Annotated in this window: 14 protein-coding genes and 4 pseudogenes; 17 read left to right on the top strand and 1 reads right to left on the bottom strand. The window is 32.4% G+C overall.

All coding sequences use genetic code 11. The annotated features are described in order from the left end of the window. Window positions 1-725 precede the first annotated feature (725 nt). The 15 genes and pseudogenes from C7J90_RS06125 (at window position 726) to cas1 (ending at window position 17851) form a co-directional block, all read left to right on the top strand. Window positions 726-1379, top strand: a complete 654-nt coding sequence (locus tag C7J90_RS06125; RefSeq protein WP_167388992.1) for a response regulator transcription factor — start codon at window positions 726-728, stop codon at window positions 1377-1379. Then, window positions 1367-2467: a sensor histidine kinase gene (locus tag C7J90_RS06130; RefSeq protein ID WP_106465114.1), complete on the top strand. Its 1101-nt coding sequence runs from the start codon at window positions 1367-1369 to the stop codon at window positions 2465-2467. Before C7J90_RS06125 ends, C7J90_RS06130 begins: the two co-directional genes overlap by 13 nt. A 680-nt stretch (window positions 2468-3147) precedes the next feature. Next, a complete protein-coding gene (locus tag C7J90_RS06140) occupies window positions 3148-3900 on the top strand; it encodes a DeoR/GlpR family DNA-binding transcription regulator (protein WP_103209597.1) in 753 nt (250 codons plus the stop codon). Window positions 3901-4087: 187 nt separating this feature from the next. Further along, the gene (gene lacA, locus C7J90_RS06145) at window positions 4088-4516 is read left to right on the top strand and encodes a galactose-6-phosphate isomerase subunit LacA (protein WP_103209598.1); all 429 of its coding nucleotides are present in this window, start codon (window positions 4088-4090) and stop codon (window positions 4514-4516) included. Window positions 4517-4531: 15 nt separating this feature from the next. Continuing rightward, window positions 4532-5047, top strand: a complete 516-nt coding sequence (gene lacB, locus C7J90_RS06150; protein WP_103209600.1) for a galactose-6-phosphate isomerase subunit LacB — start codon at window positions 4532-4534, stop codon at window positions 5045-5047. A 71-nt stretch (window positions 5048-5118) separates the two neighbouring features. Then, window positions 5119-6090 (top strand): tagatose-bisphosphate aldolase, encoded by a 972-nt coding sequence (gene lacD, locus C7J90_RS06155; protein ID WP_103209602.1) that lies wholly within the window; start codon window positions 5119-5121, stop codon window positions 6088-6090. 30 nt (window positions 6091-6120) lie between these two features. Then, the gene (locus C7J90_RS06160) at window positions 6121-6435 is read left to right on the top strand and encodes a PTS lactose/cellobiose transporter subunit IIA (protein WP_103209603.1); all 315 of its coding nucleotides are present in this window, start codon (window positions 6121-6123) and stop codon (window positions 6433-6435) included. A gap of 5 nt (window positions 6436-6440) precedes the next feature. Further along, a complete protein-coding gene (locus C7J90_RS06165; protein ID WP_103209605.1) occupies window positions 6441-8198 on the top strand; it encodes a lactose-specific PTS transporter subunit EIIC in 1758 nt (585 codons plus the stop codon). An 18-nt stretch (window positions 8199-8216) separates the two neighbouring features. Further along, a complete protein-coding gene (lacG, locus tag C7J90_RS06170) occupies window positions 8217-9620 on the top strand; it encodes a 6-phospho-beta-galactosidase (protein WP_103209606.1) in 1404 nt (467 codons plus the stop codon). A gap of 124 nt (window positions 9621-9744) precedes the next feature. Then, a pseudogene (locus C7J90_RS06175) lies at window positions 9745-10413 on the top strand (response regulator transcription factor). An 87-nt stretch (window positions 10414-10500) separates the two neighbouring features. Further along, the gene (locus C7J90_RS06180; RefSeq protein WP_103209608.1) at window positions 10501-11418 is read left to right on the top strand and encodes an ABC transporter ATP-binding protein; all 918 of its coding nucleotides are present in this window, start codon (window positions 10501-10503) and stop codon (window positions 11416-11418) included. Next, window positions 11411-12160: a hypothetical protein gene (locus C7J90_RS06185; RefSeq protein WP_103209610.1), complete on the top strand. Its 750-nt coding sequence runs from the start codon at window positions 11411-11413 to the stop codon at window positions 12158-12160. Before C7J90_RS06180 ends, C7J90_RS06185 begins: the two co-directional genes overlap by 8 nt. 17 nt (window positions 12161-12177) lie before the next feature. Next, a complete protein-coding gene (locus C7J90_RS06190; protein WP_103209611.1) occupies window positions 12178-13089 on the top strand; it encodes a sensor histidine kinase in 912 nt (303 codons plus the stop codon). 279 nt (window positions 13090-13368) lie between these two features. Then, a complete protein-coding gene (gene cas9, locus C7J90_RS06195; protein WP_232618916.1) occupies window positions 13369-17376 on the top strand; it encodes a type II CRISPR RNA-guided endonuclease Cas9 in 4008 nt (1335 codons plus the stop codon). Then, complete coding sequence (cas1, locus tag C7J90_RS06200) at window positions 17366-17851, top strand: type II CRISPR-associated endonuclease Cas1 (protein ID WP_103209615.1); 486 nt, start codon at window positions 17366-17368, stop codon at window positions 17849-17851. The genes cas9 and cas1 overlap by 11 nt, the downstream gene beginning before the upstream one ends. On the opposite strand, the pseudogene C7J90_RS06205 reads toward cas1, so the two are convergent. Then, window positions 17837-18981, bottom strand: a pseudogene (locus C7J90_RS06205) (IS3 family transposase). The gene cas1 and the pseudogene C7J90_RS06205 overlap by 15 nt on opposite strands. A gap of 91 nt (window positions 18982-19072) precedes the next feature. Here C7J90_RS06205 and C7J90_RS12330 point away from each other — a divergent pair. Next, window positions 19073-19254: pseudogene (locus C7J90_RS12330) on the top strand (VOC family protein); the annotation flags it as partial. Further along, window positions 19237-19544 (top strand): annotated as a pseudogene (gene tnpA, locus C7J90_RS12095) (IS200/IS605 family transposase); the annotation flags it as partial. The pseudogenes C7J90_RS12330 and tnpA, both read left to right, overlap by 18 nt. Window positions 19545-19813 lie beyond the last annotated feature (269 nt).

Consider the following 19813-nt stretch of genomic DNA (forward strand, 5'->3'; position numbering starts at 1 on the left):
TTTAGTATGTTTTTAAATGGCATATCTAATTTAAATCATAATCGTAGTGTTCAATATTTAGAATTATTTTTTAGTATTATCGGTATCATTCTGTTCCCATCTCTGTTCTCCATTGAAAAAAAACATGTCATCATAGAACTCATTAATACTAAAAGATTTGACTATAAGTACATTTTTCTTTTTAGGATTATTAGTACTTTGATTGTTACTTTTATATTCTCTGTGTTTACGTATATGATGCTGACCATATTTAATTCGCAAGTTAAACTGTCAGATATATATATTGCGTTTACGAGTACAATATTTGTTGGTTCAATATGTTTACTAATTACTGTTCTAAGTAATAATTTATTAAATGGATATATGTTTGGATTAGTATATTTCTTAGTTTGCTTAGGGTTTAGAAACTTAAGTTTTATATTCCTTTTTCCGGAAACATTTAACTTTCCATACTATTTCAAAGTAGTCCAATTACTCTTAAGTATCATCATACTAGCTAGTGTTGTTATTCTCTCTGATAAGTTTAAAAGAGAAGGGGATAATCATAGACTTTAGTATATTAAATGCATATAAAGCAGGCAGTAATTATTTTAAAAAGCTGTTATAGAATTTTTTATGACTTATCCCTGTGCTTAAACATTTGTGGATTAAGTATTATAATTTTTATAAGAGATTAAAAAATATTAAGAGTACATAAAAGAGGTATGACAATGACATATAATATTATGATTGTAGATGATGAAGAGAGCATTGTGTCATTTATTAAAGATAGTTTAAATTTAGAAGGATTCAATACAATTGTGGCATACAATGGAAGAGAAGCGATTGAAAAAATAGATGATAGTATTCACTTAATCGTATTAGATATCAAAATACCTTACATGGATGGGTTTTCAGTTGCAAAACACTTATCCTCAACACATATTCCTATTATTTTTTTAACAGCAAAAGATAGTTTAGAAACTAGATTAAAGTGTTTTTCACTAGGTGCCAAAGATTATTTATCAAAGCCTTTCTATATGGAAGAGCTAATCATTAGAATCAAAAATATACTCAATCAACAAAACGACAATAATTATATTCAAAATATTAGAACATTTAAAGATTTAACAATTGACTATGATGCTTTTAAAATTACTATAAATGGAAATCCAATAAACCTAACAAGAAAAGAATTTGAAATCATTAAGTTATTGTCCTTGAATTCTAATTATTATTTTAGTAAAGATCAAATTTATGATTTAGTAAATTTAAATAAACAAGGAAATACACAAGTCATTTCAGAACATATTAGAAAAATTAGAAAGAAATTGAGTGAATATAGTGATGATGAGTATATTGATACAAAGTGGGGTGTTGGATATAGATGGCTAGTGTAGATAGTATTAAGAGGAAAATTCTTAAATTAAATCTTTTGATTATATTCGTAAGTGTAGCATCAATATTTATATTACAAATTATATTAAATAGATTAGAATTTTCAAAGATAGGTCACTATCTGTATCCAGATTTTTGGAATGACCCCCATTACATATTTAAAGTAAGCAGTGTTGCTATCAATATAGCTGTTCCTTTATTGTGTATATATTTTTTTACAAGGCACTTTTACAAAAAAGAGATACTAAATAATATAAAAAATTTAAATACTATGATTCAGAGCTTAAAAAATAAAGATTTAGATCATAAAATAGAGAGAACTAATATCAAAGAATTTAATGATATTATAAATGAAATTGAAGCTATCAAAAAGTTTTTACGTAATAACATCAAAATGCAATTGACTGTACAAAATAATTTCAAAAGAAAGCTAGAAATATTTGAGCATGATTTAAAAACACCTTTAACAGTCTTGCAGGGGCATGCAGAGCTATTAAAGAAAATAAATGTATCTAATTTATCTCAAGAGGAAAAAACTAATAAAATTAACTTAGAAAGTGATATTCTTTTGAAATCTATAGATAGGATTAACAATCAAATTAATATGCATATTAACAATGTAAAGTTATTACCAAAAGATTCGGATCGAGTAAGCATCAAAGAAGTTGTTGAAGTCATAAACAATAATTATAAACATAATTTCATGATTAAAGATAAAAAATTTGAAATACTTGCTGATGCGTCATTATTAAACAAGGATTATTTTATAAGTAATCAGATTTTGTATCATGTAATGGACAATTTGATAAATAATGCTGTGAAATACTCGGAAAATCAAATTATTATAAAACTTAATTTGATTGGTACACATCGACTTAACTTCCAAGTTATTAATGATGGCAAATTATTTACAAAAGAAGATTTGGCACATGCTAAGGAATGGGGCATAAAAGGAGAAGTTTCAAAAGGATCAGGAATCGGCTTATACTTTGCTAGTGAGGTTTTACAACAATTTAATAGTGATATTATGCTGGAAAATATAAAGGAAAAAGCTTCTGCAAGTTTTACAATTGATATCGAATTAGAATAGAACTTTAAACTCCAAATTCAATAAATATTTTACAGTTCACATTTAACAATATTTAATGGTGCTTACAAAAAATATAATTCGAGTCGCAACACATCATTTGTGCCCTTGAACGTGATCATCCAATTACGATAATATGTACAAGTGGGATGTATGAAAAAGTATATACCGTTTCACAAGTGTTTACAGTGATGTAAAACATAATGGTGGAGGTGAAGCGATATGTTTAAAAAAATAGCTAATACGATACAGGCTCAAATCATAGCACTCATCATAGCTCTAGCCTTTATTATATTATCTCTTGTTAATATTTTTTCAGTGACCACGAATATTAAAGTGGTTTTGAGTGTTTTTCCTTTAATCGTTTTTTCAATTATAAGCGTGTTATGCTTGTATAATATTCAAAAAATTAAGCAGAAGAAATAGTTATTCTATTAGTTTTGATATCTAATACTATTGAATATCCGTTAAAAGAACTCGGTACTATGACTGTATCGAGTCTTTTTTGGCAATCAATTTGTATATTCCGACAAAAAAATGTTGGATTTTGTTTGATTGAAAGAAGCTTTTTTGTTTGAATTTGACTAAAGGTGTAGTAAGTTAATAATATTACATATTGAATCAATAATACTTTTCAGATTCAAAACATCAAAAAGATAATTTTATAAAAAGGTGTGAAGCATTTGAATAAATATGAACGTTTGGATGAGATTGCACGTCGTGTTAATGAAAAGGGAACGATTCGGATTACTGATATAGTTGAGGATTTAAATGTATCTGATATGACGGTAAGACGTGATTTGGTGGAGCTAGAGGAACAAGGGATATTGACCAAGATTCATGGTGGAGCTCGGAGTAATGCTGCTTTTCAATATAAAGAAATGTCTCATCATGAAAAGCATACTAAGAAAAGTAAAGAAAAGTATGAAATTGCTAAAAAAGCAGCAGATCTCATTGAAGATGGAAATATCATCTTTTTAGGCCCAGGTACAACGGTTGAAATGTTAGCCAAAGAAATTGAAAATAAGCGTTTATCAGTTGTGACGAATTGTTTACCGGTATTTCAAATTTTACAACATAAACGATCAGAGCACTTTTCAGTGTATCTTATTGGAGGATCACAACGTAAGTTAACAGAATCATTTGTTGGTGAAATGGCAAACACATTACTAGAAAAAATGCGATTTTCAAAAATCTTCTTTAGTGCGAATGGAATTAAAGGGAATGAAGTGATGACGTCTTCATACGAAGAAGCCTATACTCAAAAATTAGCGATTTCACATTCGAATGAAAAATATATATTGGCAGATGACTCAAAGATTGGCAAAGAAGATTTCGTATCATTTTGTGAGTTAAAGGATTTAACTGCTATCGTAACAAATTCATTAACGGAAGAACAGCTGACCTCTATTCAACAATATATTGAAATCATATAAATATAAAGACTAGGACCCAAAAGTGTCTTAGTCTTTTTTGTTTGAATTTGAGTATTATGAATAATAATAAACAAAAATAAACTGAAATATGTTGAATTGATGTTTGTTTTGGTCTATAATTCAATTGTAAACAAATGAAAGCGCTTATATATGTGTGAGTCAACAACTGATTGGGAGGATGATAAGGATGAAAGTGATTATAGGTGCAGATCAACATGGACTAAGTTTAAAAACACATATTCAAACATATTTACTTGATCGCGGTTATGATGTTGTCGATGTGACGAGTGATAGTTTAAAAGATTTTGTGGATGTCACTGTTGCAGTGGCCAAAGAGGTGCAACAAGCTGACGATAACTTAGGGATTGTGATTGATGAGTACGGTGCAGGAAGTTTTATGGTTGCGACTAAGATTAAAGGCATGATTGCTGCAGAAGTATCTGATGAGCGCTCTGCTTATATGACGCGTAGTCACAATAACGCCAAAATGATTACGCTGGGTTCAGCGTTAGTTGGTGAAACATTAGCAGAAAATATCGTTAAAGGATTTGTTGAAGGTGCATACGATGGAGGGCGTCATCAAATTCGCGTAGATATGTTAAATAAAATGGGTTAATAGGAGGTTTATCGAATGAAAATAGCAATTGGTTCGGATCATATTGTTACGGATACAAAAATGGAAGTTTCACAATTTTTGAAATCACTCGGACATGAGGTGATTGACTGTGGAACATATGACTTTACGCGTACGCATTACCCAATCTATGGCAAAAAAGTGGGCGAAGCGGTGACGAGTGGCGACGCAGATTTAGGTGTGTGTATTTGTGGAACAGGTGTTGGTATTAACAATGCTGTCAATAAAGTGCCTGGTGTACGTTCAGCTTTAGTACGAGATATGTCGTCAGCTCTTTATGCGAAAGAAGAGCTTAATGCCAATGTGATTGGTTTTGGCGGGAAAATTGTTGGAGAATTATTACTTTGTGATATTGTCGAAGCTTTTATTAATGCTGAATATAAACCAACAGAAGAGAATAAAAAATTAATTGATAAGATTTCAAAAGTAGAGTCTATCCATCAACAGCAAAATAATGAAGACTTCTTCAATGAATTTTTAGAAAAATGGGATAAAGGTGAATATCACGACTAATTAGCCCCGATTAATCAATGTAAATGAACTTTGATAAAAGTGACATAAATCCAAAATGAGAGGTGTATGTGATGAGTACAAAACAAGAATTATTAGCACAAGTGAGTAATGGTAAGGGTATTATCTCGGCTTTAGCTTTTGATCAACGTGGTGCATTAAAACGTATGATGGCACAATTTCAAGAAGGTGAGCCAAAAGTTTCAGATATAGAAACACTCAAAAAATTAGTGTCTGAGGAGTTAACACCCTATGCATCATCTATTCTTTTAGATCCTGAATATGGTTTACCTGCTACACAAGTTAGACACGCTGATGCAGGCCTTTTATTAGCCTATGAAAAAACAGGATATGATGTGAATGCAAAAGGACGCTTACCAGATTGTCTTGTAGATTGGTCAGCCAAACGCATTAAAGAAGCAGGTGCTCAAGCGGTGAAGTTCTTATTGTATTACGACATTGATGATGAAGATGCGATTAACAATCAAAAAGAGGCCTATATTGAGCGTATTGGCTCTGAATGTAAGGCGGAAGATATTCCATTTTTCTTAGAGATTTTAGCATATGATGATTCGATTGCTGATAATAAAGGCCCTGAGTATGCGAAAGTGAAACCTCGAAAAGTCATCGAAGCAATGCGTGTCTTCTCTAAAGAACGCTTCGGTGTCGACGTCTTAAAGGTTGAAGTACCTGTAGATATGAACTATGTTGAGGGGTTTGGAATAGGTGAGTCTGTCTACACGCGTGATGAAGCTGCACAATATTTCAAACAACAAGATGAAGCGACACATTTACCATACATCTATTTAAGCGCAGGTGTATCAGCAAAGTTATTCCAAGACACTTTACGCTTTGCACATGAAGCGGGGGCAAAATTTAATGGTGTACTTTGTGGACGTGCTACATGGTCTGGTGCTGTTAAAGCCTATATTGAAAAAGGTGAAAGTGCAGCAAGAGAGTGGTTAAGTACTGAAGGCCATGCCAACATTAGTGAATTAAACAAAGTGCTAGAAGAGACAGCTGTTTCATATCAAGAAAATGTATAAGTCATTCAATGACGATCGGAGGGGATTTTTATGAATAGAGAAGAAGTGACAATGTTAGGGTTTGAAATCGTAGCCTATGCAGGAGATGCACGCTCTAAATATTTAGAAGCATTAACAGCAGCACAAGAAGGTCTTTATGACAAGGCAGAGCAACTGATAGAAGAGGGAAACCAATGTATTGTTGATGCACATAATGCACAAACGTCTTTATTACAAAAAGAAGCATCTGGTGATGATATTGCATATAGCGTGACAATGATGCATGGACAAGATCATTTGATGACAACGATTTTATTAAAGGATATGTTAAAGCACATCATTGAGTTATACAAAAGAGGGAGTTGACAACTATGAACAAACTGATTGGATTCATTGAAAAGGGAAAGCCATTTTTTGAAAAGCTCTCGCGTAACATTTATTTAAGAGCGATTCGAGATGGATTCATTTCGGCTATGCCTGTGATCTTATTTTCCAGTATTTTCTTATTGATTGCATATGTTCCGAATATTTTTGGGTTCACTTGGAGCAAAGAAGCAGAAGCAATGATTATGAAGCCATATGGTTACACGATGGGGATTGTAGGTTTACTTGTAGCTGGTACAACGGCCAAAGCTTTAACGGATGCGTACAATCGTAAGTTAGAAAGTACAAACCAAATTAACTTTATTTCGACAATGCTCGCGTCAATTTGTGGTTTCTTGTTTTTAGCTTCAAATCCACTTGAAGCAGGTGGATTTGCGAATGCATTTATGGGGACTAAAGGATTGCTCACTGCATTTTTATCCGCATTTATCACAGTCATTATCTATAATATCTGTGTAAAAAACAATGTCACAATTAAAATGCCGAAAGAAGTGCCACCGAATATTTCGCAAGTGTTTAAAGACTTAATTCCGTTTAGTTTAGTGATTTTAGTGTTATACGGTTTAGATCTTTTGGCACGAGCATTAGTGAATACAAATGTAGCAGAAGCGATTGTGAAGTTTTTCGAACCTTTATTCACGGCTGCTGACGGTTGGGTTGGTATTACGATTATTTTTGGTGCTTTTGCTTTATTCTGGTTTGTCGGTATCCATGGACCGTCTATTGTCGAACCAGCGATTGCGGCAATTACGTATGCTAATATCGAAACAAACTTTAACTTATTACAATCTGGGGAACATGCAGATAAGATTTTAACACCAGGTACGCAAATGTTTATTGTTACGATGGGTGGTACGGGTGCTACATTAATTCTTCCTTTTGTATTTATGTGGCTATCAAAATCTAAACGTAACAAAGCAATTGGTCGTGCATCAGTTGTGCCAACTTTCTTTGGAGTGAACGAACCAATTCTTTTTGGTGCACCAATTGTATTAAATCCAGTATTCTTTATTCCTTTTATTTTGGCACCAATTGTGAACGTGTGGATTTTTAAATTCTTTGTTGATGTTATAGGGATGAATAGTTTCAGTGTTGTATTACCATGGACAACACCTGGTCCTTTAGGCATTATTATGGGAACTGGCTTTGAAGTTTGGGCATTTGTTTTAGCGATTACACTCATCGTAGTCGATGTGCTCATTTACTATCCATTCTTCAAAGTGTATGACAAACAAATCTTGGAAGACGAGTTAAAAGGTATCGATAACTCGGAAGCATTACGTTCGAAAGTGGCTGACAACTTTGATACGAGAAAAGCAGATGCAGTGATTGCTTCATCTGTTGGTAACTCGACAGCTCAAGAAGTTGAGTCTAAAGATAATGAATCAATTACAGGTACGACAACGCACGCCAATGATAATGTTATGCCTGAACCAACAAATGTCCTTGTCCTTTGTGCGGGTGGAGGAACAAGTGGATTGTTAGCAAATGCTTTGAACACAGCTGCAAAAGAGCATCATCAGCCTGTTAAGGCAGCAGCAGGTGGTTACGGTGCACACATGGATATTATGAAAGAATATGACTTAATCATCTTAGCACCTCAAGTTGCTTCAAACTATGAAGATATTAAACAAGATACAGATCGTCTCGGCATCAAACTTGCTAAAACACAAGGTGCAGAATATATCAAACTCACTCGTGACGGTGAAGGTGCATTGCAATTTGTAAGAGATCAATTTAAATAAAAAGGAGCCTGACTCAATATGAAAAAATTACCAAAAGACTTTATTTTCGGTGGTGCTACAGCAGCCTATCAAGCTGAAGGTGCAACGAACACTGATGGTAAGGGGCGAGTAGCATGGGATACGTATTTAGAAGAGAACTATTGGTATACAGCAGAACCGGCAAGTGATTTTTATAATCGTTATCCTGTTGACTTAGAGTTGAGTGAACAGTTTGGTGTAAATGGGATTCGCATTTCGATAGCGTGGTCACGCATTTTTCCAACGGGTTACGGAGAAGTGAATCAAAAAGGAGTCGATTATTACCACCGTCTCTTTAAAGAATGTTTAAAGCGTCATGTCGAACCATTTGTGACACTCCATCATTTTGACACACCCGAAACATTACATTCGAATGGTGATTTTTTGAACAGGGACAATATCGAACACTTTGTTGATTATGCAGCATTTTGTTTTAAAGAGTTTGATGAAGTCAAATATTGGACGACATTTAACGAGATAGGGCCGATTGGGGACGGACAGTATCTCGTAGGTAAATTTCCACCTGGTATACAATATGATTTTGAAAAAGTATTCCAATCGCATCATAATATGATGGTTGCACACGCGAAAGCTGTAAAATTATACAAAGATCACGGATATCCTGGTGAAATTGGTGTTGTACACGCTTTACCTACTAAATATCCATATGACAAAAGCAATCCAGAAGATGTACGTGCGGCTGAACTAGAAGATATTATTCACAACAAATTTATTTTAGATGCGACATATTTAGGTCGTTATTCAGAAGCGACAATGGAAGGTGTGAACCATATCTTAAATGTGAATGGTGGCGCCTTAGATCTTAGAGATAAAGATTTTGAAGCACTTGAAGCGGCTAAAGACTTAAATGATTTCTTAGGTATTAATTATTACATGAGCGATTGGATGCGTGGGTTTGAAGGAGAGAGTGAAATCACACATAATTCAAAAGGGAATAAAGGTGGATCTAAATATCAATTAAAAGGTGTAGGTCAGCGTGAATTTGATATCGACGTACCACGTACAGATTGGGATTGGATGATTTTCCCACAAGGATTATATGATCAAATCATGCGCGTCAAAAATGACTACCCGAACTACAAAAAAATCTATATCACTGAAAATGGCCTAGGGTATAAAGATGAATTTGTAGACAATACAGTATATGATGACGCTCGTATAGATTATGTTAAAAAGCACTTAGAAGTCATTGCCGATGCAATTGAAGACGGTGCCAATGTAAAAGGGTATTTCATCTGGTCGTTAATGGATGTTTTCTCTTGGTCAAATGGCTATGAAAAGCGCTATGGATTATTTTATGTTGACTTTGAAACACAAGAGCGTTATCCGAAGAAAAGTGCTTATTGGTACAAAAAACTTGCAGAAACACAAACAATTGAATAAAACAATGAAACCACGGCTTGAACGGAGTCGTGGTTTTTGGTGTGATATGCTAAATTATATAAGTAAAGGATGAATCCAAAGTTAAAAGATGTGTCAAAGAACTTTTGATAAAGGAGTATTTATTATGACAGAAATATTGATTATAGAAGACGATATTGAAATTGCACATGTGCTGTCTTTGATGTTAGCGAAAAAAGAGATACGTTCAACGATTGCGTATAGTGGATAAGAGGGTATTTCATTACTTGAAAATAAACAGTTTGATATTGTTTTGTTGGATTTAATGTTACCTCAAATGAATGGTCTTGAAGTGCTTCAAAAAATACGTGATAAATACAAATCAAAAGTGATTGTCATTTCTGCCAAACACGATGTGAAAGAAAAGGTCATGTTATTAGAAGAGGGGGCAGATGATTATATTACTAAGCCATTTGATCAAGAAGAGGTGACCGCAAGAATACTCGTTCAATTACGAAATTTATCAGGTCAGGATAATTGTGTTGTGAAAACATGGAAGGCGCTTAAAATAGATAAGTCCAAACGCGAGGTTACACTTGAAAATCAATTATTAAAATTAACTAATGCAGAATATGAAATCCTCAATTATTTTATGGATTATCCAGAAAGGCCAATTACTAAGCAACAAATCTATGAAAATATCTGGTCGGGCCCGTATTTAGGGGATGATAATACTGTTAGCATGCATATGTCTAATATTAGGAAAAAATTTTCTGAAGTTACAGAAACCGCATATTTTAAAACTATTTGGGGCATTGGTTTTATGCTCATATAAACTTTATGATTTCTTTATACTTTACTTAAAGTTTCTTTGAACACGCATCAGTACAATAAAGATAAATTAAGTAAAGGAGAGGATATCATGGATAGTGTGATAGAGACGACACAGTTATCAAAAAAGTACGCAACTTCCGAAGCTTTAAGTCATTTCGATTTTAAAGTGACAAAGGGTGAAATCTGTGCGGTTATTGGAAAGAATGGTGCAGGAAAATCAACATTATTTAAACTATTATCGAATGAATTGTTGATGACAGGTGGCAAGATTGAATTATTTGGACACCACTATAAATCATCAAATGAGGTTAAAAAGAGAATAGGTTTTTTAATAGAAAGGCCAAAGTTTTATGAAAATCTCACAGCTTATCAAAATTTAAAATATTTAGCTAAACTCCGAGGCATTACGCATACAAATCGACTGGATGAGGTTTTAAAATTAGTAGGTTTATATGAGGTGAAAAAGCATAAAGTTGAAACATTTTCAATAGGAATGAAACAGCGTCTGGGTATTGCACAAGCTATATTACATCATCCAGATTGTCTTATTTTAGATGAACCTACGAATGGTCTGGATGTAGAAGGTATTGCGAATATTAGACATTTGATTTTAAAGCTTAATAAAGAATACGGCGTTACGATTTTGATTTCAAGTCATATTTTATCTGAATTAAAAATGGTTGCGGAGCGATTTATCTTTATTCGAGATGGCCGTCTCATTCACGACATTACAAAAGCGGAACTAGAAGAAAAGTCTAAAAAGTATTTATTACTTCAAGTGGATAACGTTCCAGAAGCAGTAAGGTTACTTGAAACATATTTTAAAGCAATACAATATACAGTTCTCCCTAATCAGGTCATTCAAATTCATAATTATATGGAGGAAGCGCATCAAATCAATAAAGTTTTAGTTGAACATCATATATTGATTAAAGAATTTAGAATTGATCAAAAAGAATTAGAAACATATTTCTTAGAATTAGAGGAGGCTGAAAGTAATGTTTAATTTAATGACTGCGGAAAGTTATCGATTAAGACATAAGAGAGCGTTACATCTTGTTATGAGTATAAGTGCTATTTTAATAGTGTTAGCTGCGATTGTCATTGCATATTTTGGACATACAGATAAAAGTTTCCCATATTTTCGTATGGATTTTTACTTTATGAGCGCAGTGGGTATTAATATTGCTACGGTTTTAGTCATTTACTTTTTTGGTGTATCACTCCTTACAACGACAGATTATCAAATGATTTCTCACGCTATTGCTTTTGGTCAGTCGCGAGAAAATATATTTATGAGCAAGTTAGCTATTTCTTTATTTTACTTTGTGTTATTTTGTATTGTAAGCATGATTGAAATGTTCTTTGTAAGTGCGATTATTTTTCCAGATTTTGATGAAACTTGGCTAGTTACTTTAAAAGCAATCTTTAATATAATGCCAATCTTTTTAGCGATCTTTTGTGTGTCATTTTCGTTAGCAATATTGAGAATCAATTATCTCATTACTATTATAGTGCTAATGTTTTTATTTTTACTATCTGAAAAACTCACATATATGTTAAGTAAAACATCAGAGATATTTGAGTACATACATCAATATACTCCAGGTCAACTGTATTTGAATAATTTAGCAGGATACTATAATCGTGATTTAACAATCGACTTTTCCTATTGGCTCGTGGGAGGGATATGTGTATGTTTATTTTTAATCGTAAGCTTTATCAAATTTAAGAAAAAAGAGTTTTAAATTAATGAGGTTATCATATGTGGATTATAGTTATTATTTGTTTAATAGCCATCCTTTATTTAGCTATTCGATTTGTCTTGGTTAAGATGGAAATAAAATATGTGCGTAATCAATTGATGAATATTAAAAAAGGTGCTTCAAGTAATCAATTAATACAAGCGACAATGGGAAAAAGTTGTTCACATCTTATTAATGATATAAATGAGATGCTATTATTGCAGATTGAGGAAAGAAGAAAATATCGATTAAGAGATCAAGCGATTAAAGAAGAACTCGCTAATATCTCACATGATTTTAGAACCCCTTTAACAGCGATAAAGGGATATTCACAGATACTGAGCCAAGACTATAATTTAGACTATAATCAAAAAGAATATTTAACCATTATGATTCGTAAAATCAACTTGTTAGAGAGACAAGTTGAGAAATTTTATGATTTAACATTAATTGAATCTCAAGATTATCCAGTACATCTAGCTTTTCAACCACTTAAAAATCTTATGGATAATGTACTAATGACTTATTATAAAGAAATGGAAGCAAACAATATCATTCTTAAAAGGTACGAATTGACAAAGGATGATGTTCTCATGGATGAAGACATTACAAAACGTATATTAAATAATCTTTTGTCGAATGTCTTAAAACATGGTGAAAAACAGATGAGCATATATACACAAGTGCAAGACGATACATTAGTACTTTCAATTATGAATCATATTCAACAAAATCATGTAGTTCCTACAGAAAAAATATTTGAACGCACGTATACAACGCAATCGAATCGTAAGGATGGTGTTGGTTTGGGTTTGTATATTGTACGTTCATTAGTACGACTGCAAAAAGGAACAGTAGAAGCCAAGCAAGAAAACGATACATTTACAATATTGGTTACTTTTAAACTTAAATCATTTGAGCTCTATTTATAAAAATGAATATAAATGAACGTCAAAGACTGAGACACAACTGTCTATATGGAATCCCAAGACATGATGTTGTCTTAGTCTTATTTTTAACAAATAAAAAAACCCACTGACACAGTGAGTTGTTAATGTAACATTACGTTGACGCTTTAAGCTTGTTTTAACTTAACTATGATTATTTAGAATGAAGTAAAACTTCTTTTGTATCATAACATGGGTATTCACAATTGTCAAAATATTTGAGATAATGTTTTTAAAAAGAAATAAATGGGGGTAAATATAGTGATGCAAAGGCCATATATTTTAAGCTTAGATATTGGGACAGGCAGTGTGGGATATGCTTGTATGGATGAATCTTTTAACATTCTAAAATACCATCATAAAGATGCAATTGGTGTATATCTATTCGACGGAGCTGATACTGCTGAAGAAAGAAGATTATTTCGATCATCTAGAAGAAGAAACAATCGTCGTATTAAACGTCTAGGGCTATTACAAGAGATTTTAGCACCCCTTGTACAAAATCCTAACTTTTATCAATTTGAAAGACAGCATACTTGGAAAAACAACAATGTCGATTTTAAAAATAAAAGTTTATCTGAGGTATTAAAATTTTTAGGATATAACCCTAAAAAATATCCAACGATTTACCATTTACAAGAAGAACTGTTGTATAAAGATCAAAAGGCAGCACCTGAACTGATATACATAGCCTTATATCATTTGGTTAAATATAGAGGTCACTTCTTATTTAATCATTTAAATGTAGAGAATTTATCTAGTGAGGAAAGTTTAGATGACTTGATTCAGTTGATTGAACAATATGAAGTCATTAATGAAACAACATTAAATATTAATTACGAAGATAAGAAAGAAATATTAAATATCCTCCAAGACAATAGCGTTACCAAAAATGATCGTTCAAAGCAAGTTAAAAAGTATGACAAGGGATTAGATCAAATTGCTAAAATGGTGTTAGGTCTCAAATTTAATGAAGGCAAGCTCTTTTATAATGCAGAAAATAAAGAATCGCTTATAGAAGCAAATCAGTCTTATACATTTGATGATGATTATGAAGAAGCGATGAGTTCATTTTTATCCCAAGAACAATTAGATTTCATTGAGTTAGCTAATAAAATATACTTATCTATATTACTGAAACAAGTGCTTAAAGGGAAAAAATCTATAGCTGCTTCTAAAGTGCAAGCGTATCAAAAATTCGGTAAAGAATTAAAACAAGTTAAAGACCTTGTATATAAGGCGGATAAATCAAAACAAGCATATCAATCTATTTTTGTATCCGCGAAAGAAAGCTTAAAAGCGTATCAAGAAAAACCAGATCAAAATAACTTTAAACAACTTTGTATATTTGATCAATATTTAATTAGTCCAAAAAATCAATATGATAAGTTATTAAATGAATTAAAGCCTTATATCCTTAAAGAGCACCCCCTTTATAAAGAAATTGAAAATAAAACATTACTCAAAGTATTAAATACTACTGATAACGCTAGTATACCGATGCAAATGAATCTCTATGAGGCACAAACAATCCTGAAAAATCAACAGAAGTATCATCCTGAAATTACAGATGAAATGATTGAAAAAGTATCTGATTTAATTACATTCAGAGTACCTTATTATGTAGGACCTCTTGTTAAAGGAAAAAATGATCATCGCTTCGGGTGGATGATTCGAAATTCAAGCCAATCTATTAAGCCATGGAACTTTGATGAAGTAGTGAATCGAACTGATAGTGCGACTGAATTTATTAGACGTATGACCAATAAATGTACGTACTTACTTAATGAAGATGTATTACCTAAACATAGTCTACTTTACCAAGAAATGGAAGTACTAAATGAATTAAATGGTGTACAAATCCGTAAAAAAACAGATCCCAAAAATCGTAAATATCGATTGGAACCGAAAGTGAAACAATTTGCTTTTGACTACATCTTTAAACAAATTAAATCAGTAAGTCATGAAGCGTTTTTAGACAAAATGAGAAACTCTAATTATAGAGATGATTTTATTGAAAATGGTGTATCACTTGAGGTATTTGGAACTCAAGATGAAAAGAAATTCACTTCTAAACTTTCTTCATACATTGATATGATGAAGATATTTGGCTCAGTTGAGGATCGAAGAGAACAGATAGAAGAAATCATTTTATGGATAACGCTATTTGAAGATAAAAAAATACTTGTCCAAAAATTAAAAGAACATTATCCAGAGTTGACTGAAACTCAAATGAATCAATTGAAAAAATTAAACTACTCTGGATGGGGGCGTATGAGTGAGAAGTTATTGACGCATCGTTACCATGGTAATGCTGTCATTGAATTACTGAAAAAATCCGATGAAAACTTTATGGAGATCATCACCAATGATGCGTACGACTTCCAAACATTTATTCAAGAAGAAAATCAAATTCAATCTAAGCAAATACGTTATCAAGACGTTGCTGACTTAGCAACATCACCGGCACTAAAAAAAGGCATTTGGTCAACGATTAAAGTAGTCAGAGAACTCACATCTATATTCGGAGAGCCTCAAAAGATTATTATGGAATTTGCGACAGAGGATCAAGACAAAGGAAAACGTCAAAAGAGTCGTAAACAAATATGGGATGATATTGTCAAAAAGAACAAATTAAAATCCATGGACGAATATAAGGAAATCATCAAAATAGCAGAATCATACAGTCAAGAAGCATTTCAACAAGAAAAACTATGGTTATATCTCTCTCAAAATGGTAAATGTATGTACTCAGGTGAAAGAATTGACTTAAATGAGTTGTTACAAAAGGGTTCGCAATACTATGAAGTCGATCATATTATTCCTCGAAGTTTTATAAAAGATGACTCTATTGATAATAAAGTACTTGTTAAACAATCGATGAACCAAGTTAAAGGGAATAAAGTACCTTTAGAATTTATCAGTTACCCTGAAAAAAGAATTTACTTCTGGAAGAGCTTAAACAAAGCAGGTCTTATCAGTGACAGCAAATTAGCCAAATTAATGAAACCAGAATTCACTGAAATGGATAAAGAAGGATTTATTCAACGACAACTCGTTGAAACACGACAAATTTCCACACACGTTAGAGATTTTCTGAGTGAAGAATATCCCAATACACGTGTCATTCCAATGAAAGCTAAGATGGTAAGTGAGTTTAGAAGGAAATTCGAAATCCCTAAAATTCGTCAATTAAATGACGCACATCATGCAATTGATGCTTATTTGAATGGTGTCGTATATCATGGTGCGCAAATCGCATACCCGAGTGTAGATTTATTTGATTTTAACTTTAGATGGGAAAAAGTGAGAGCCAAGTGGAAAGCACTTGGTGAATTCAATCAAAGACAAAGGTCTCAATTTATTTTCTTCTTTAAAGAATTAGAAAAGTTACAAGTTTCAGAAGGTGAACTCTTAATATCTAAAGTAAAGATGGATATTGATCACTTTAACATCAATTTTTCTAAGAAGAGATTTAATATTGCTCAACACTTCTATAAACAAACGGCTTATTCACCTAAAACGCATACTGCTAAGTATCAATCTGAGAAAACAAATTTTGCGGTCTATGCTGAGATGAATGCTTATCAAACACATGTTGTCGCGGTGAAAGTGTTAAATAAAAAAGGAAAACCACAAGTGAAATATCAAATGATTGATCAATATGTGATTGAACACTATAAATTTGGTGAAGGTGCTTCAAAAAGCCTTGCACTATATTTAGCTCGACGAGACAACAAAGAAGATGTGATTGATGCTCAAATTGTTTACACCCTTAATAAGGGAGACTTATTAATGTTAGGAGAGCATCCATGCTATTTTATATCAAGTGGTGAAGTAATTAACGCAAAACAATTTGATTTAAACTTAGATGAACAATTGATGTTAAGTCAAACATTTAATCACAAAGAATTGAGTTCTCATGATTTGCAACAAGTCTATTTAGAATTAGCCAATAAAGCGATTGATCAGTATGCCGAGTATTTAAATACAAATGGGAACGATCAAAAAGCACAAAAAATTAGAGGATTATTTGAAAACACTGATCAAACGCATCAAGACTTTATGAATTGTATTGATGAACTATTCAAAGCAACCAAAGCTTCTTCGGCTCGATCAGAAAAAATAGGAAGTCGTAGAAGCGGTATGGGTCATCGTAGTTTCCTAGGACCTAAGGCGAATGTAAAAGTAGCCTATACTTCAATTACAGGACTCAAATCAACAAGACCCAAATCCTTATTTAAATTAGCGGAGTCTCGTAATGAGCTTTAGAACAGTGATTGTTACTACAGATGCTAAGTTATCACTGCGGAGAAATCATTTAATTGTAAAAGGGGAACAAGTCAGTCAAGTTTCTTTGAATGAAATCAGCTGTCTAGTCATTGAGCATCCAAATGTCTCAATGACTGGGCATCTTATCAATGCACTGAGTAACCATAAAATTGTCACAATATTGTGTAATTCTAAACATTTACCGCATACATTTTTCTTGTCAGTTTATGGTCACCATCGACAATCAAGATTAATTGCTAAACAAATGGATTGGTCTAACGAAAGAAAAAATAGACTATGGCAAGAATTAATTAAACATAAAATTTTAAATCAAAAACAGATCATTGAAACTTTTTATGGTAAAGATGAGGCAGATCCATTTGAAAGATATGCCAAAGAGGTTGTTTTAGGAGATAAAACCAATCGAGAAGGCCATGCTGCAAAAGTTTACTTTGGTATGTCAACAGATTTCTAGACAGTTTTTATAGAAACTATCTTTGTACGCTTTCGGCGTCAGATAATTTAATGCACTATGAGGTCGAATGTTGTTATACCAATTAACATAATCAAACAATTCGAGTTTTAAGTGATTAATAGATTTAAAATCATACTGTTTAATGAATTCAGTTTTTAACGCTTTAAATGTACTTTCAGCTACTGCGTTGTCATATGGACATCCTTTCATGCTTAAAGATCTTTTGATACCAAAGGTATCTAGTACATCATCAATCATGTGATTATCAAACTCTTTTCATCTGTCAGTGTGAAACATTTGTACGTCTCTTAAATCGTGTCTAATGCTACTAAGTGCCTTGGATACAAGCGTGCTATCTTTCTTTGAGCCTGCGCTATGCCCAACAATCTCACGGTTAAAAAGATCAATAAATAAACATATGTAATGCCATTTTCCAGCCACTTTTACATATGTCAAATCACTGACAAGAACTTCCAATGGTTCTTTTCTATTGAAACTTTGATTTAATTCATTATTGATTTCGCGTTCACTTGAGCGAGAAGGAAATGATTTATACTTCGATGTCGTATAAGAAGATACTAATTTATTTGCTTTCATAATGCGTCCTATACGTCGTCTTGAGACATTTAAACCATTTTTGATAAGTTCATTTTTAATCCTTCTTGTTCCAAAACATTTGCGATTAGAATTGAAAATCTCGATAATTTTATCGCTAATTTCCTTATCTCGATCATCTTTTTCAACGTTGGGTGATTTGTTAATTTCGTAATAGTAACTACTTCTAGAGATTTGCAGGACTTTGCACATTGCTGATACTGAATATTTATTGGCATTCTTTCGAATGACATCTATTTTCGTCCCATGATCAGCGCTGCTTGCTTTAAAATATCATTTTCCATTTTCAATTGTTGATTTTCTTTACGTAATTTTCTTAGTTCTTTTTCTTCATTAGTTAAGTTATCTTGATGGTTAAATGAACCAGTATTTTGATGTTGCTTAATCCATTTCCCTAACGCCGAAGGTGTTAAATCATATTCACGAGCAATTTCATTTCTAGGCTTACCATTTTCATAAAGCTTTACCATTTGTAATTTAAATTCAGGACTAAAAGTTCTTCTTTCTCTTGTCATAAAAATCGCCTACTTTCTTAATTTAACAATATCTATTCTCATAGAATTTGTCCAACTAAGTGTAGACGATTCAGCAAAAATTTTAGTAGAGAGTGATAAAACAGCGTATTTCATATTAGGTGGCCTATGACTAGCGCTAAATGAAGAAAAAGATATATACCTAGAAATGAAATCTAACACTCGTATACGCATATGGCTTTTACAATTGAGGAAAGTGAATTTGATGAATGGTATCAATGGTTAAAAGATAACAATGTGAATATATTAGAAGGACATATGATGCCAGATCATGTACATCTATTAGTGAGCCTCCCAACCAAAATAAGCGTTTCAAGCTTTATGGGGTATTTCAAAGGTAAAAGCGCTTTGATGATATTTGATAGACATGCAAATTTGAAATATAAATTTGGAAATCGTCACTTTTGGGCAGAAAGATATTATGTAAGTACAGTTGGATTAAATGAAGCCACAATAAAAAAAATATACAGAACCAAGAAAAGCACGATAAAGCGATTGATAAGTTGAGCATAAGAGAATATGAAGCCCCTTTTAAGAGTTATTGAAGTTAGTCAAAAGCCTCTTTAGAGGCAGCTAAAGAGACAATGGCATTTTGGCTTGAGCATGAAATGAAAAAGCCAGTGCCTTTAGGCGCTAGTCGGTAAAGCGGGCTTATAGCCCAAGAACAAACCACCCGTTTTACGGGTGGTCCTGATTTGGAAATGTAAAAGTGTATAACATATAAAAAATGATACAAAATTCGCTTAAATAAATTTTGGAGTTGGAATCAATCATACTGAAGGTTTTGACAAAAGTGGTTAAAATTTAAGTATTA

Origin of the sequence: Staphylococcus felis, from assembly GCF_003012915.1 — a bacterium.
Lineage (GTDB): Bacteria > Bacillota > Bacilli > Staphylococcales > Staphylococcaceae > Staphylococcus > Staphylococcus felis.